Origin of the sequence: Rhodoferax ferrireducens (assembly GCF_003347515.1) — a bacterium.
Lineage (GTDB): Bacteria > Pseudomonadota > Gammaproteobacteria > Burkholderiales > Burkholderiaceae_C > Rhodoferax.
In genome coordinates, this window is the sequence record NZ_QEII01000228.1 from 63,891 (window position 1) to 77,382 (window position 13,492).

A 13,492-nucleotide genomic window follows, 5' to 3' on the forward strand; every position below is an offset into this window, starting at 1 on the left:
GAAGATCAGGACACGCGTTCAAAAATCGCGGCGATGCCCTGGCCGCCACCGATGCACATGGTGACCAGCGCGTAGCGGCCACCGATGCGCTCCAGTTCATACAGGGCCTTTACGGTAATCAGCGCACCGGTGGCACCAATCGGGTGACCCAAGGAAATGCCTGAGCCATTGGGATTAACTTTGGCAGGGTCCAAACCCAAATCGCGCGAAACTGCGCAGGCTTGTGCGGCAAAGGCTTCGTTGGCTTCAATCACGTCCAGGTCGTTTACCGTCAAGCCGGCCTTTTTGAGTGCCAGTTGTGTCGCCGGCACGGGACCAATGCCCATGTATTTCGGGTCCACCCCGGCATGGGCGTAGGCCACCAGACGCGCCAGCGGCTTCAGGCCACGCGCCTGGGCGGTGCCGGCTTCCATCAGCACCACGGCGGCGGCTGCGTCATTGATGCCGGAGGCATTGCCGGCGGTGACGGTGCCGTTTTCCTTGAGGAAGGCCGGCTTGAGCTTGGCCATGTCCGCCATCGAGCAGTTCGGACGGAAGTGCTCGTCCGTGGCGTAGGCCACTTCGCCTTTTTTGCTCTTGAGCATGACGGGCATGATCTGGGACGTGAAGTAACCGGCTTCGATGGCGCGCTGGGCGCGGTTATGGCTTTCAACCGCAATCGCGTCCTGTTCTTCGCGGCTGATGCCCCACTTGGCGGCGATGTTTTCCGCCGTCACGCCCATGTGGATGGTGTGAAAGGGGTCGTGCAGCGCGCCCACCACCATGTCGACCATTTTGGTGTCGCCCATGCGGGCGCCCCAGCGCGCCGTCAGGCTGGCATAGGGGCCGCGGCTCATGTTTTCGGCGCCGCCGCCAATGGCGATGTCGGTGTCGCCCAGCAATATGCTCTGACTGGCCGAAATGATGGCCTGCAGGCCGGAGCCGCACAGGCGGTTGACATTGAACGCTGGTGTGCTCTCGGCACAGCCGCCGTTGATGGCCGCCACGCGCGACAGGTACATGTCCTTGGGCTCGGTGTTGACCACATGGCCAAACACCACATGACCGACATCCTTGCCGTCCACCTTGGCCCGGGCCAGCGACTCGCGCACCACTTGTGCCGCCAGTTCGGAGGGGGGAATGTCTTTCAGGCTGCCGCCATAGGTACCAATGGCGGTGCGCACACCGCTGACAACAACAACTTCACGGCTCATGGGAATCTCCTAAATTGACAAAGGTGAAAAAAATAACAGTCTGCGCCAAATCGCTTATCGACATCTTACTGATGTATCGCTTGCGTGCCGCCGCATCCGTCGCGCACTTCAGCAAACAGGTTGCAGCTCCACGGAGGCGGTGTAGGAATCGTCCGACAAAAATGCGCGACAGCGCGCAATGGCGATACTGCCGTTTCGAATGCATACTCAGGCAACTTCTTTATGTTTCACCATGTCTTGCACTTCACCAACGGTTAATTGTCGCGGCAACGGTTCTTACGGTGACGCAGGGCTGAAGTCACAGGCTCTGGATTCCAATGAAATAGCGCCCCGGTCCATGCAAAAACTCAAGACCTATATCGTCGAAGACAGCCCGGTCATTCGCCAAAGCCTGATCGCCACCTTGGAAGAACTCGTACCGGTCGAGGTGATTGGAACAGCGGAAGATGAGTTGACGGCGGTGCAATGGCTTACCCAGTCAGACAATGTTTGCGATCTTGTGATCATTGATATTTTTCTGAAGGGAGGCTCCGGATTGGGCGTTCTCAGGGCTGTCAACGGGTTGGCACAACCCTACAAGTTGGTGGTTCTGAGCAACTATGCCACGCAGGACATTCGACATAAGTGCCTGGAGTTGGGCGCAGACAGAGTGTTTGACAAGTCCAACGAGATTGATGCCTTGATCCTGTATTGCGGTCAGCTGGCAGCAGGTGAAACCGGAAGCGGCTTGCCCGCCTGAGCTGACTTACTGAATCAAACCGTTTTTCAGCGCGTAGTAGGTCAGGTCGCTATTGGACTCCAGTTTCATTTTCTCCATCACGCGAGTGCGATAGGTGCTGACCGTTTTGACGCTGAGCGACATACTGATGGCCATGTGGCCGACGGACTCGCCCTTGGCCAAGCGCAGAAACACCTGCAATTCCCGCTCCGACAGTTGTTCATGAAGCGGCGCATCGCCACCTCCACTCAAGCCTTCGGCGAGGCGCTCGGCAACACCTGCCGTGATGTATTTTCGCCCTCTGTACACGGTGCGGATCGCCTTCACGATTTCTTCGGGGTCGCAGTCCTTGTTCAAATAGCCGCTGGCGCCTTGACGCAGAAGCGTGGTGGCGTAATGCTCTTCCGGAAAACCGCTCAGGATCAGTACCGGCAAGTCGGGTGCGCGAGCTTTGATCGCTGCCAGCGCATCGACACCGCTATGCTCAGGCATGGAAATGTCCATCACAATCACGTCGACTTCGCCCTTGCGAACGATATCGAGCGCCTCGCGACCATTGCACGCTTCCGCGACAACGGCAAAGTCCATCTGGTCGGCGAAAAACTGGCGCAATCCTGCGCGAACCATGGCGTGGTCATCAACAATGGCAATTCGAATCATGATGTGTGGTGTGGCTGCATGGTGAATGATCCCATATTTAGGGGAAAGGTCTGAAGATGGGCGTATTAAAGGCATTCAAATCCAGCCGGATTGTCTTCCCACTGGCTTGCTTGGCTGCGGTGGCGATGATATTCATCAGCGAGGGCTCGTATCGGCAGTCGGTTGAGACGCTCAACGAACTGGGTGAGATGGCGGTGGCACATACGGCCATCCAGGAGTTGCACCTGAGCGTCCTGGATGCCGAGACCGGGCAGCGCGGCTATTTGTTGACTAACCGCAAAGAGTATCTTCAGCCTTATAACGAGGCACTCAGGAAGATCGATAAGTCGCTCAAGGTACTGGACCTGTTTTATGGGAATAAGCCAGGGCCAATGGAGAAGGTCCGGAAACTGCATTCCTTGATCGAGACCAAGCTGTCGGAACTTGCGCTGACGATCAATCTATACAACCAGGGCAAGGCTGAATCGGTGACCCAAATTACTTTGAGCAACATTGGTAGCGATCAAATGGACTCCTTTCGGACACTCAGCGCCGAATTGCTGCAGCGTGAGACTGAAAACGTGGAGGCCGGCCGAAAGGACATCTACCATACCTTGATGCTAAGCCGCATCGGCATGGCCGCCTTGAGCGCCATCGGCCTGCTGGCCCTTTTTATGTACCTGCGGCAGACCTTTGCGCTGAAGAAGCAGGAACAGGAACTGAAGCGGGCAGTGCAGGTGGAACGCGACCGTCTGGAAATTGAGGTCATCCAGCGCACCGCGCAGTTGAGCGAATTGACCCGTCACCTGCTGACAGCGCGCGAAGATGAGCGCAATCGTCTGGCGCGCAATTTGCATGATGACCTGGGTTCTCTGCTGACCTCCGCCAAGCTTGACGCGGCCCGAATCAAGTCCCGGCTCGCCGGCCGCGCACCCGAGGCTCTGGAGTTGCTCGCCCATTTGGTCGATACGCTCAACAGCGGAATTGCCCTGGGTCGGCGCATCATCGAAGATCTCCGGCCATCGGCGTTAAGCAATTTGGGCTTGGTGGCGACACTCGAAATTCTGGCACGCGAGTTCGCCGATCATTCCGGAGTAGCGGTTCATTGCGCTCTGGAACCCGTTGATCTGGAGCCAACCGCCGAATTGATGGTCTATCGTTTGGTGCAGGAAGCGATTACCAACATCACCAAGTACGCCCGGGCGAGCCAGGTCTGGGTGAGTTTGGCCACGCGCGACGGCCAAGTGTCGGTCTCTGTTCGTGACGATGGCGTCGGCTTCGATACCACTGTGCGACCAAGTTCCGTGTATGGGCTGGTGGGCATGCGTTTTCGCGTAGAGGCCGAAGGGTGGACCCTGACCCTTGTATCAGCGCCGGATCAAGGTACCTTGATTGAAGCAAAGCTGCCGAAATCGAAACATGCCGCGGCCCAGGGGTCGGCACGCCAATAGGCCGCCCAAGCCTCTTTGCGGAGACTGTCAGCGGCGTCCTACACAGGGTCACGCGCTCCACCGACGGGGTCGTGGCGGGTCAGCCTATAGCCGCGAGATGAGCCAAAGTCGATACTTGAATCATCGTAGCGAAGCAAGCTGCGAGCCCATGCACCCTGAGCTCTATACCGCTCGCCAAACCAGGAGCCTGTCATGCTGCACTATGCTGTTGTGTTCTTCGTCATTGCATTGATCGCCGCATTGTTCGGATTTGGTGGCATTGCCGCCGGCGCCGTGGAAATTGCAAAGATTTTATTCATTGTGTTCGCGGTCCTGGCCGTGGCCAGTTTTCTATTTGGACTTATCAAGAAGCGTTGAGGCCCAGGTCGAATGGTCTGCAATGCGGTCTGTTGTTCCTCGCGCTTCAGCGCCCACGGCGCATTCTGTTTTTCTATAACCCCATCGAAGGAGTCTCATGTTTTCCAAAAAACCTTTAGCACAAACTCAAAATCTTGCAGACCGGGCTGCTGATCAAGTCAATGCCCTGGCTCAACGTGGCGTGGATGGTGTTCTGGATGCCTCGCATCTGATACGCGATCGGGCACTGCGTGCCTCCGATAGCACGGTGGGCTACATTAAGGACGAACCCGTCAAGGCCATGCTGATTGCCGCCGTAGCGGGCGCGGCACTCATGGCGATCGTCAGTCTGCTTGGTCGTTCGCGTTATCGCGGTTGAAACTCAAGTGCACCGCTGGGTAACACAGGTAACTGTGTTATCGCGGCAGGCTTCGATGGAGTTCCTTCGTCAGCATTGCGTGCAGTTGGTCCAGTGCGAAAACGCAATCCAGTACGCCGGCCTGGACCCGGATCGCGGTATCTCGCGCTTGTGAATCGGTGGTCGCGGTGGCGCACTCGCTGGCGGTCTGTCTGAGTCTTGCCTTGACGGCATTCAACAGAATGTCGAAATCCTCAATGGCAATGTCCGATGCAGGATCCGCAAGCGGTGCCAGCGCAACCAGTTCACTGTTGACATCGCAGGTGAAATCCGTCTCCTGCTGCGCGGGGCGATTGGCTTTGGAAGTAAGTTGGATCATGTTGACGCCTTCGGTGGGAGTTGAAAGCACCGAAGGTGCGGTTCGCCGGGTTGGATTCCAGGGCAACTCGAATTTGGTTTCACTAATGAGTCGCCCGGGAGTGGGAACATCCCCTATAGCCTTCCCATCAACAGCAGCACGATGATGATGATCACAACCAATCCCAATCCGCCACTGGGCCCGTAGCCCCAGTTCCTGCTGTGCGGCCAACTCGGAATAGCGCCGATCAACATCAGGATCAGAATGATCAAAAGTATGGTTCCCAGACTCATGGTTTTTCCTTGAAGTTGTGAGTAAGTAGATTCAGTTGGCAGGCGCGGATGTCGCAGGTGTCACGATCACCGTAGTCCCCTCGCCGGACTTGCCGGTTTCGCCTTGGCTGCCGGTGCTGCCAGTGCTGCCAGTGTTACCGGTGCTGCCGGCTTCGCCTTGCGGACCCGCGGGACCGGGCACAGCGACAGGGGTGGGGACGTTGACAACAGTAGGTTTGTCACAAGCGGCCAGGCTCAGCGTTGCGAGGAGTGCTGAAATTAGTATCGAACGGTTCATGAGAGATCCTTTGAAACTGAAAAACAATGGCACGAATGGCTTCGAGCCGTTCGTTGATAAGCCGATACAACTTGGTTTGTCATATTTGGCGTGTTTGCAGCTTAAGCGCATGCCTGGCGCAATTCAGTGCGCTGGCGAACATTGAGACCTGATTTTCGCTGACTTTGAATGCCACACGCACCTTGGGTAATCAGGGTGGACGTGTTACCCCTGCATCCATTTGTTGGTCGGTCGCAGAAGACTTGGCCAAAATTTTCTTCAGAAAAATATGGCTATGCGCGCCACCGCACAGAAGTGAACAAACGGTTCGCGTAGTCTTGCCAGTAGTCGTAACGCACTGACATATTTCTCGGATGCGAGGTCGACCATTCACAGCAATGGCGTGATCTGCCGATGCTGACCGTAGTCACCAGAAACTGATCAATTCAGAGTAACGGCCCACCAATAGGTGCGTATTTTTCGTTAGTTTAGTAAAGGAAATATCATGAAGATTTCACAACTGTTAGTCGCTGGAGCGGTGACGCTCGCGTTGGGTGGATGTTTTTCGGTACCCGCCGGCCCCGCCGGACCACAGGGCGCAACCGGTGATACCGGGGCCACCGGCTACACCGGCGCAACGGGGCATACTGGTGCAACTGGCGGTGCTGGAGCCACTGGCAATACCGGTGCGACCGGCTACACGGGTGCCACCGGCAATACGGGGGCAACTGGCGGTGCTGGAGCCACGGGTAATACCGGAGCGACCGGCTACACAGGTGCAACCGGCGACACGGGCGCCACTGGTAATACCGGTAATACCGGTGCCACCGGTAGCACAGGCGCAAGAGGAAACACGGGCGCAAAAGGTACAACAACGGGTGACACCGTTGTGATCGTGCCAGCCCGATAAGGAAGCACGGGGCCGATTTTCCCGGTATTCACGGGTTCTCACAGAACCTGTGAATCGGCGGCTCGTACCGCGGACGCTGGGCGTTCTTTGGTTCCATGACCTTCAAAGAATGCCCGCATTTTCTCCCCCATTGCCATGACACTACCTCGTTCACTCAAATGGATCGCGGGAGTTTTTCTTGCATCCGTCGTGCTGACTGTTCTATGTATCGCAATGTTCGGCTGGAACTGGCTGCGCGGCCCGATTGAGCGCATGACGCTGGACAAAACGGGACGCGAACTGATTATTGGCGGCGATCTTGAGATCAGGTTCGATTGGCCATGGCCATACATTCACGCCGGTGCGGTGACGTTCGCGAATCCGGGCTGGGCCAGGGAAAGACAGATGGTCGCAGCCGAGGCGGTGGAAATAGCGATCGACTTGCCGCAATTGCTCCGGCAAAATATCGTTTTCTCCGAGGTTTGGCTCAAGCGTCCCGTGATTTTTCTGGAACAGGGCGTCAACGGGCAAAAGAACTGGCTGCTGGACCTCAACCAGCAGGACGAAAGCGCCCGCATCCGTATCGACCGCCTGACGCTTGATCATGGAACACTTGGCTACGACGATGCCGGGCAGAAAACCAGCATCCAGTCCGAACTCTCGACATCAAACGCTCAACCAGCTGGCGCCGGGCTTGCCTTCACGGCGCAAGGGCAATACAAGGGTCTGCCCCTCAAGGCGCGCGGCAACGGTGGGCCGGTGCTTGGATTGCGCGACGAACGTACACCTTATCCGCTGAAGACCGAGTTCACCGTGGGCAGCACCAAGGTAAAGGCCGACGGCACGATCACCAGTCTGCTGAAGTTGTCCGCATTGGACATGCGCCTTGCCGTGCGTGGCGAGAGTCTGGCTCAGCTTTATCCGCTGCTCGGCATTGCGCTCCCTGAAACGCGTGCTTACGCGATTGACGGACACCTGTTGCACAGCGAGCGAACGTGGCGTTACGAGAAATTTTCCGGCCGAATAGGCAATACCGATATGACGGGCACCGTCGGGGTTGACACCGGCGGAAAGCGCCCGGCAATGAAAGCGGACCTGGTTTCCAGTCTACTTGATTTCGCCGATCTTGGGCCCTTGATCGGCGTAAGGGCTGGTCCGGCGCAAACAGACACGCCTATCCCCAAAACCGCATTCACGCCTGCCCGCGCTCGCGTGTTGCCGGACCTGCCGTTCAAGACTGACCGCTGGGACAGCGTAGACGCCGAAGTGACCTTGCAGGCCAAAGCCATCCGTCATGCCAAGGCGCTGCCGCTTGAAAACCTTGTTGCGAGTCTGAGCTTGCGCGATTCCGTGCTGACGCTTAAACCGCTCAATTTCGGCGTCGCGGGTGGTCAACTCAATGCGGTAATTTCTCTCGATGGGCGCAAGGATCCGATTGAAGCCCATGTGCAGGTGCGCGCGAGAAAAATTCTCATGGCCAAATTGTTTCCGACAGTGGAACTAAGCAAGAGCAGCATGGGTCAAATCAACGGTGAATTCGACCTTGCGGGAAAAGGTAACTCTGTCAGACGCATGCTGGCGAGTTCCAACGGCAAGGTGGGACTGGTCGTCACCCGTGGCGAGATCAGCAAGTTGATGATGGAAAAAGCGGGTCTGCATCTCTGGGAAATACTGGCGCTGAAAGTGGCGGGGGACAGGCTCGTCAAGCTTCGTTGCGGAGTGGCTGACTTCGACGTCAAGGAAGGCATCATGCACGCCGACGCGCTGGTCTTCGACACCGAGATCACTACCCTTGTCGGAACTGGCCGCATCGATCTGGGCCAGGAGACGCTGGATGTGACGATCAATCAGAAGACGAAAAACACCAGTCCCGTGGCTTTGCGAAGTCCGATTTACATTCGCGGCAGCTTTGCCCATCCCGACGTCAAGGTGGATCAGGGGCGGGTCGCGGTGCGCGCGCTCGGCGCGATTGCGCTGGGCATCGTCAATCCTTTGTTCGCGTTGATACCCTTGATCGATGCGGGTCCTGGAAGTGACAGTGATTGCAGGCAACTGGTCCGGGAGGCACGTGCTTTGCCGCGCTCAGGGAATAAAACAACAGGCCCTCGAAAATGAAAAGGATCGTAATTCGCATGCTTAAAGTAGCGGTGGTGACGGTGTTTTCCACGCTTGCCGTGACGGGTTGCGCCACCCTCCCCGACGCAAAGGCCGTCATAGAGCGCCATAGCGGGCAAGCAGCCAGATTCGAAAACGCCCGTGGTGCGCTTTCCGCGCAAAAGAGTGCAGCGATTCTCGCCGCGCTCAAACGCGAATCGGGGAAGATTGATATTCTGGAGAAGCAGATAGCCTTGGAGCAGGCCATCGTCGGTAGTCCTCTCACCGTGGAAAACAAGGTCACCTTGTTGCAGGACGGTGCGGCCACGTACTCAGCCATGTTCGCGGCCATCCGAAGAGCTCGGGACCATATCAACCTGGAATCCTACATTATCGAAGACGATGAAATAGGACGGCAGTTCGCCGACTTGTTGTTGGCGCAGCAAGGTCGGGGTGTGCAAGTCAACCTGATTTATGACAGTGTCGGTGGAATCAATACGCCCAAGACCTTCTTCGAGCGGCTGACGCAAGGCGGGATCCAGGTGCTCGAATTCAATCCGATTAACCCACTCTCGGCGAAGACGCCCTGGTTGATCAACAACCGTGATCACCGGAAATTGCTAGTGGTCGACGGTCGAACTGCATTTATCGGTGGCATCAATATCAGCAGCGTCTATTCTTCGGGCTCAATCGTCCGGCGGACCGGGAGGGCGGATGGAAACACGGTCGCTTGGCGTGACACCCACCTGGAGATTGAAGGCCCGGTGGTTGGCGAATTTCAGAAGCTTTTCATTCAGACTTGGGGAAAGCAGCGCGGCAAGCCGCTTGCCAAAAGAGACTATTTTCCCGAGCTGAAGGCGCAGGGGAAAGACATCGTGCGCGCCATCGGCAGCACGCCCGACGATCCATACAGCCTGATCTATCTGACCCTGATATCGGCGATCAGCAATGCAGAAAAGCAGGTATACCTGACGAACGCGTACTTCGTACCCGACCCCCAACTGCTGAAGTCGCTAACCGATGCTGCTGGTCGTGGAGTCGATGTCAAGCTCATATTGCCGAGTCACTCAGACTCGGCATTGGTATTTCACGCGGGGCGCTCGCACTACGCAAGCCTACTCGAAGGCGGCGTCAAAATCTATGAACGACGTGGAGCGCTATTGCACTCGAAAACGGCCGTTATCGATGGTGTTTGGTCCACCGTGGGTTCGACCAATCTGGACTGGCGAAGCTTTCTCGACAACGACGAGGTCAACGCGGTGATCATTGGGCGTGAGTTCGCGCAACAAATGCAGGTCATGTTTACCAAGGACCTTGAGGTATCGGAATCCATTGACCGGGAACACTGGGAAACCCGGCCGCTGAGTTTTCGACTCAAGGAATGGATGGCGCGGCTATGGGGTCGCCTGCTATAGCCGCGTTGCCTGGCTATACGTTGCGGGAGTCCGTTATTTGCGTCCGACGACAAGCAGGAACACGCCAAGTACGATGGCTCCGGCGCTGACAACCAGTGGGACGTTGATCCTTTCCTTCTCCTGAACCTTGAGTTCCAGCGGGCCCAGCTTCACGCCAGTGGTTTCCTTTGTATAGCTGAAGCCGCCGTACGCCAAGCCAAGGCAGCCGCCCGCAATCAGGATGATTCCTATGAGTTTTGTAGCGTTCATTTGTGTTTTTCTCCAATAAAGTGAATAGGTTAATCGAATCAGGTCCGCTGGAGCATATTTTTTCGACATCTTGTTGAGCCTTGCTTCGGTGCAAAGTGGACAGAAACTTCATGAATTACCTGCAGAGTAGATGAAATGTTGTATCTCGTATGTACGCAGGCGAACAGAAAAAAAAGGCAACTTGGAGGAAGCTAACAACTCGCTTCATGCCTTTTATTGTGGAGAAAAATACATATGAGACCTAAACTTGGAGTGCTTGCTTTGAGTACAACGCTTGCAGTCATGCTGACCGTCTTTGTCGCCGGCTGCAACAAACCTTTGGACGCGACTGGCATGCCTCCGCCCAGCACGACGGTAGGGACAGAGATTGACGACAGTGTGGTAACCACCAGCGTCAAATCCGCCTTGCTTGCCGACCCGGACATCAAAAGTTTCGATTTCAAGGTCGAAACCCGTAAAGGGGAGGTGCAGTTGAGCGGATTTGTCGACAACCAGACGCAACTAGATCGGGCGACCGCCGTTACACACGCGGTGACCGGTGTCAAAAGTATTTTGAACAATGTGATCTTGAAGGATACGGCAACCACAGTTGGTAACAAAATCGACGATGGAATTACCACGGGCAAGGTCAAGGCCGCATTGCTTGCAGATATAACGGTCAAGAGCTTTGATATTGCAGTTGTCACGCGAAAAGACGAGGTTCAACTTAGTGGCTTTGTCGACAACCAGAGCCAGATGGACCGCGCCATAGAGGTCGCCCGCGCCATTGTGGGCGTGCGCGATGTCCGCAATGAAATGAGCATCAAGAAATAGGAATAAGGCAAATTTCGGTCTTCCGGATTTGTCGCCGGTATGAACTGCAAACCCATCACCCGTTCACCATTTAGGAGATAGATTATGAAACCCATGAAGAAATTCGGATCAGTACTCGGTTTGGCCGCTGTACTTGCACTTGGAGCTTGCGCAGACATGAACGCGCCACCCAATGCCTACGGTTCGGAACCTGCCTATCCACAATCCAGTAATACAGGAGGTGTTTACTCGGCCTATGGTGTCGTACAGTCCATAGAGCTGGTCAGGCAGAACAATACCGGTATCGGCATTGGCGCAATCGCGGGTGCTGTCGTCGGCGGCATCGTTGGCAACCAGGTCGGCGCGGGTCAGGGCAAGACGGCCGCGACCGTCGTAGGCGCTGCGGGCGGAGCCTATGCGGGGCATCAAGTAGAAAAACGTAATCAGCAGCAGGCTGATGCCTACAAATTCACGATCCGGATGCGCGATGGCTCCTATCAGACCGTGATGCAAACCACAAACCCTGATATCCGTGTAGGGGATCGCGTGCAGATCGACAACGGCGTGGCGCGGCGGTATTGATTTGCTTTGCCTGTTGGCCGCAGGTGGTTAGCGGCCCAGCACTGGTGCGTCTTGGCGATAGCGTACATCTGACAGCAGGCGGGTCAATTCTTTTTTTACCACCGCGTAGCACTCACAGGAGTGAGTCTCCAGGCCGCCCCGGTCAATCACTGCAATGTGCCCGCGGCGGTAACTGATGAAGCCGGCGCGTTGCAATTTTCCGGCCGCTTCTGTCACGCTTTCCCGACGCACGCCAAGCGTGTTGGCGACCAATTCATGCGTCAGGACCAACTCACGCGAAGGAATCCGATCCAGCGTCAGCAGTAGCCAGCGGCATAACTGCTGTTCCACGGAGTGGTGTCGGTTGCACACAGCAGTCTGTGACATCTGCGTCATCAAGGCTTGGGTGTAGCGCAGCAACAAACGCTGCAGCAGGCCAGCGCGATTAAATTCTTGTTGCAGCAAGCGAGATTCGAGTCGGTAAGCATGTCCGGCGGTCTGCACCACGGCTGAGCTTGACGTCGTGTCGCCTCCCATAAAAAGCGAAATTCCGACGACGCCTTCATTGCCAACCCCTGCGGTTTCGGCGGACGCACCGGACTCCGTGACATAGTGCAATGACACGATGGACGTGGTTGGGAAATAGGCGTGTCGCAGCTGTCCGCCAGGTTCATATAGCATTTGACCTAGTGCCATAGGAACTAGTTCCAGATGCGCAGTCAAGGGTTCAAAATCAGCCGCGGGGAGCGCGGCGAGAAGGTGATTTTGGTTCGGACTATGGGATATTGACATCGTAGATCACCGATTGTTCGTGTTCAAATTTTGGCGGTGAGTTCAATGCCAATGCCTCGATAGCCGATGAATCGACTGAAACGGTCGAACATGGGCTCTCCGCTTACCTGAAACTTTTGTAGCGAGCCATCGGCATTGTTACGGCTGAAAACAAAATCCAAAAATGGTTGTCGGGCGGCAATACTTGCCTGCAGTAACTCCCGCTCAGCCTGATTCCAGCCCGCCATCTGAATACCGTTTGTATCGTCATCCAAGGCGTCCACCTGAATTCCGAGCATCTCAAGAACCGGGCCGGAAACTTTGGTGAAGTTCATGTTCTCGTCCTGCTCCCAGTACCAGTCGGAGGCCAGTTCGGTCAGACTGCGATAGCGGGCTTCGCTTTCGCGAAGTTCGGCGGTCCGTTCCAGCACCGTTTGCTCCAGAATCTTGTTGAAGTCGCCGAGTTTCTTGTACAGCAGTCGCACTTCCAGCATATTGTGGATGCGCGTCTTGACTTCGATTAAATCGAATGGCTTGCTGATGAAATCCTTTGCGCCCGTTTGCAGCGCGCGCAATTTGTGTCCCGGTTGGGCCGTGAGCACGATGACCGGAAGGTAGTCGTCGGTAGCATCCGTTTTGAGATCTTCCATGACCTCGAATCCATCCATGCCCGGCATCTGCAGGTCCAGCAAGATCAGATCGTAGCGGTTCTTGTGATGCAATGCACAGACCTCCTGAGGATTCATCGTTGAAGTTACGCAGGTGTAGCCGGCTTCACCCAGCAATTGGTCAAGAAGAATGACATTGGCCGCCTGATCGTCAACAATAAGAATGCTGGCGTCAAGAATCTCCTGGGCACTAAGCATCATGCTATTTCTCCTAATTCATCGCCGGATGAGATTGTTTCGTCAAGTTCTAACCCCATGTCCAGCGCTTCCATAAACTCGTTGATTCTGATTGGTTTTGTGAGGTAGCGAAAGAAGCCGGCCGCCAGGCCTTTCTCGATATCGCGCGGCATGGCATTGGCGCTGATGGCCAGCACAGGGATGTGTCTTGTGGCCGGATCGTCGCGCAGGATCGCCAGCGCCTGCAGGCCGCTGATGCCGGGCAGATTGATGT

General features: G+C 56.1%; 18 protein-coding genes and 1 pseudogene. 9 read left to right on the forward strand and 10 right to left on the reverse strand.

Annotated elements, in window-relative coordinates:
* Nucleotides 1-5: 5 nt before the first annotated feature.
* The gene (gene bktB, locus C5P05_RS04245) at nucleotides 6-1,193 is read right to left on the reverse strand and encodes a beta-ketothiolase BktB (protein ID WP_114968612.1); all 1,188 of its coding nucleotides are present in this window, start codon (nucleotides 1,191-1,193) and stop codon (nucleotides 6-8) included.
* A 337-nt stretch (nucleotides 1,194-1,530) separates the two neighbouring features.
* On the opposite strand from bktB, the gene C5P05_RS04250 reads away from it, so the two are divergent.
* Nucleotides 1,531-1,932 carry a response regulator transcription factor gene (locus tag C5P05_RS04250; protein ID WP_114968613.1) on the forward strand — a complete coding sequence of 134 codons (402 nt, stop codon included), beginning with the start codon at nucleotides 1,531-1,533 and terminating at the stop codon, nucleotides 1,930-1,932.
* A gap of 6 nt (nucleotides 1,933-1,938) precedes the next feature.
* Here C5P05_RS04250 and C5P05_RS04255 read toward each other — a convergent pair whose 3' ends face one another.
* Nucleotides 1,939-2,571 carry a response regulator transcription factor gene (locus C5P05_RS04255; RefSeq protein ID WP_114968614.1) on the reverse strand — a complete coding sequence of 211 codons (633 nt, stop codon included), beginning with the start codon at nucleotides 2,569-2,571 and terminating at the stop codon, nucleotides 1,939-1,941.
* Between the two features lie 56 nt (nucleotides 2,572-2,627).
* Between C5P05_RS04255 and C5P05_RS04260 the strand changes: the two genes are divergently transcribed.
* From C5P05_RS04260 to C5P05_RS04270, 3 genes are all read left to right on the forward strand, one after another.
* On the forward strand, nucleotides 2,628-4,001 hold the full coding sequence (locus C5P05_RS04260; protein ID WP_114968615.1) for a CHASE3 domain-containing protein: 1,374 nt from the start codon (nucleotides 2,628-2,630) through the stop codon (nucleotides 3,999-4,001).
* 192 nt (nucleotides 4,002-4,193) lie between these two features.
* Nucleotides 4,194-4,358: a DUF1328 domain-containing protein gene (locus tag C5P05_RS04265; RefSeq protein WP_114968616.1), complete on the forward strand. Its 165-nt coding sequence runs from the start codon at nucleotides 4,194-4,196 to the stop codon at nucleotides 4,356-4,358.
* Between the two features lie 97 nt (nucleotides 4,359-4,455).
* Nucleotides 4,456-4,716: a hypothetical protein gene (locus tag C5P05_RS04270; protein WP_114968617.1), complete on the forward strand. Its 261-nt coding sequence runs from the start codon at nucleotides 4,456-4,458 to the stop codon at nucleotides 4,714-4,716.
* Between the two features lie 37 nt (nucleotides 4,717-4,753).
* Here C5P05_RS04270 and C5P05_RS04275 read toward each other — a convergent pair whose 3' ends face one another.
* From C5P05_RS04275 to C5P05_RS34310, 4 genes are all read right to left on the reverse strand, one after another.
* Nucleotides 4,754-5,074, reverse strand: a complete 321-nt coding sequence (locus C5P05_RS04275) for a hypothetical protein (RefSeq protein ID WP_114968618.1) — start codon at nucleotides 5,072-5,074, stop codon at nucleotides 4,754-4,756.
* 113 nt (nucleotides 5,075-5,187) lie between these two features.
* Complete coding sequence (locus C5P05_RS04280; RefSeq protein WP_114968619.1) at nucleotides 5,188-5,346, reverse strand: DUF3309 family protein; 159 nt, start codon at nucleotides 5,344-5,346, stop codon at nucleotides 5,188-5,190.
* 31 nt (nucleotides 5,347-5,377) lie between these two features.
* Complete coding sequence (locus C5P05_RS04285; protein ID WP_114968620.1) at nucleotides 5,378-5,623, reverse strand: hypothetical protein; 246 nt, start codon at nucleotides 5,621-5,623, stop codon at nucleotides 5,378-5,380.
* Between the two features lie 502 nt (nucleotides 5,624-6,125).
* Entirely contained in the window at nucleotides 6,126-6,554 is a 429-nt protein-coding gene (locus C5P05_RS34310) for a hypothetical protein (RefSeq protein WP_232834338.1), read from the reverse strand.
* A 93-nt stretch (nucleotides 6,555-6,647) separates the two neighbouring features.
* Between C5P05_RS34310 and C5P05_RS04295 the strand changes: the two genes are divergently transcribed.
* Both C5P05_RS04295 and cls read left to right on the forward strand, forming a co-directional pair.
* The gene (locus C5P05_RS04295) at nucleotides 6,648-8,606 is read left to right on the forward strand and encodes an AsmA family protein (protein ID WP_114968621.1); all 1,959 of its coding nucleotides are present in this window, start codon (nucleotides 6,648-6,650) and stop codon (nucleotides 8,604-8,606) included.
* A gap of 17 nt (nucleotides 8,607-8,623) precedes the next feature.
* Nucleotides 8,624-10,000 carry a cardiolipin synthase gene (cls, locus tag C5P05_RS04300; protein ID WP_114968622.1) on the forward strand — a complete coding sequence of 459 codons (1,377 nt, stop codon included), beginning with the start codon at nucleotides 8,624-8,626 and terminating at the stop codon, nucleotides 9,998-10,000.
* Between the two features lie 33 nt (nucleotides 10,001-10,033).
* Here cls and C5P05_RS04305 read toward each other — a convergent pair whose 3' ends face one another.
* Nucleotides 10,034-10,249, reverse strand: coding sequence for a hypothetical protein (locus C5P05_RS04305; protein ID WP_114968623.1), 216 nt, complete (start codon nucleotides 10,247-10,249; stop codon nucleotides 10,034-10,036).
* A 234-nt stretch (nucleotides 10,250-10,483) separates the two neighbouring features.
* Between C5P05_RS04305 and C5P05_RS04310 the strand changes: the two genes are divergently transcribed.
* From C5P05_RS04310 to C5P05_RS35235, 3 genes are all read left to right on the forward strand, one after another.
* The gene (locus C5P05_RS04310; RefSeq protein ID WP_114968624.1) at nucleotides 10,484-11,062 is read left to right on the forward strand and encodes a BON domain-containing protein; all 579 of its coding nucleotides are present in this window, start codon (nucleotides 10,484-10,486) and stop codon (nucleotides 11,060-11,062) included.
* Between the two features lie 84 nt (nucleotides 11,063-11,146).
* A complete protein-coding gene (locus C5P05_RS04315) occupies nucleotides 11,147-11,623 on the forward strand; it encodes a glycine zipper 2TM domain-containing protein (RefSeq protein ID WP_114968625.1) in 477 nt (158 codons plus the stop codon).
* A 44-nt stretch (nucleotides 11,624-11,667) separates the two neighbouring features.
* Nucleotides 11,668-11,799: a hypothetical protein gene (locus C5P05_RS35235; RefSeq protein WP_420130721.1), complete on the forward strand. Its 132-nt coding sequence runs from the start codon at nucleotides 11,668-11,670 to the stop codon at nucleotides 11,797-11,799.
* On the opposite strand, the pseudogene C5P05_RS04320 reads toward C5P05_RS35235, so the two are convergent.
* The 3 genes and pseudogenes from C5P05_RS04320 to C5P05_RS04330 all read right to left on the reverse strand — a co-directional run.
* Nucleotides 11,762-12,394: pseudogene (locus tag C5P05_RS04320) on the reverse strand (Crp/Fnr family transcriptional regulator); the annotation flags it as partial. The gene C5P05_RS35235 and the pseudogene C5P05_RS04320 sit on opposite strands and share 38 nt — an antisense overlap.
* Nucleotides 12,395-12,417: 23 nt before the next feature.
* Entirely contained in the window at nucleotides 12,418-13,239 is an 822-nt protein-coding gene (locus C5P05_RS04325; RefSeq protein WP_198674620.1) for a response regulator, read from the reverse strand.
* Nucleotides 13,239-13,492 (reverse strand): response regulator (locus C5P05_RS04330; protein WP_114968628.1); only part of this gene is annotated, 254 nt, incomplete at its 5' end. The genes C5P05_RS04325 and C5P05_RS04330, both read right to left, overlap by 1 nt.

What these genes read in the sequence shown, in the direction of transcription:
- bktB (WP_114968612.1), bottom strand. Translation starts at nt 1,193, where the DNA reads ATGAGCCGTGAAGTTGTTGTTGTCAGCGGTGTGCGCACCGCCATTGGT.
- C5P05_RS04250 (WP_114968613.1), top strand. Translation starts at nt 1,531, where the DNA reads ATGCAAAAACTCAAGACCTATATCGTCGAAGACAGCCCGGTCATTCGC.
- C5P05_RS04255 (WP_114968614.1), bottom strand. Translation starts at nt 2,571, where the DNA reads ATGATTCGAATTGCCATTGTTGATGACCACGCCATGGTTCGCGCAGGA.
- C5P05_RS04260 (WP_114968615.1), top strand. Translation starts at nt 2,628, where the DNA reads ATGGGCGTATTAAAGGCATTCAAATCCAGCCGGATTGTCTTCCCACTG.
- C5P05_RS04265 (WP_114968616.1), top strand. Translation starts at nt 4,194, where the DNA reads ATGCTGCACTATGCTGTTGTGTTCTTCGTCATTGCATTGATCGCCGCA.
- C5P05_RS04270 (WP_114968617.1), top strand. Translation starts at nt 4,456, where the DNA reads ATGTTTTCCAAAAAACCTTTAGCACAAACTCAAAATCTTGCAGACCGG.
- C5P05_RS04275 (WP_114968618.1), bottom strand. Translation starts at nt 5,074, where the DNA reads ATGATCCAACTTACTTCCAAAGCCAATCGCCCCGCGCAGCAGGAGACG.
- C5P05_RS04280 (WP_114968619.1), bottom strand. Translation starts at nt 5,346, where the DNA reads ATGAGTCTGGGAACCATACTTTTGATCATTCTGATCCTGATGTTGATC.
- C5P05_RS04285 (WP_114968620.1), bottom strand. Translation starts at nt 5,623, where the DNA reads ATGAACCGTTCGATACTAATTTCAGCACTCCTCGCAACGCTGAGCCTG.
- C5P05_RS04295 (WP_114968621.1), top strand. Translation starts at nt 6,648, where the DNA reads ATGACACTACCTCGTTCACTCAAATGGATCGCGGGAGTTTTTCTTGCA.
- cls (WP_114968622.1), top strand. Translation starts at nt 8,624, where the DNA reads ATGCTTAAAGTAGCGGTGGTGACGGTGTTTTCCACGCTTGCCGTGACG.
- C5P05_RS04305 (WP_114968623.1), bottom strand. Translation starts at nt 10,249, where the DNA reads ATGAACGCTACAAAACTCATAGGAATCATCCTGATTGCGGGCGGCTGC.
- C5P05_RS04310 (WP_114968624.1), top strand. Translation starts at nt 10,484, where the DNA reads ATGAGACCTAAACTTGGAGTGCTTGCTTTGAGTACAACGCTTGCAGTC.
- C5P05_RS04315 (WP_114968625.1), top strand. Translation starts at nt 11,147, where the DNA reads ATGAAACCCATGAAGAAATTCGGATCAGTACTCGGTTTGGCCGCTGTA.
- C5P05_RS04325 (WP_198674620.1), bottom strand. Translation starts at nt 13,239, where the DNA reads ATGCTTAGTGCCCAGGAGATTCTTGACGCCAGCATTCTTATTGTTGAC.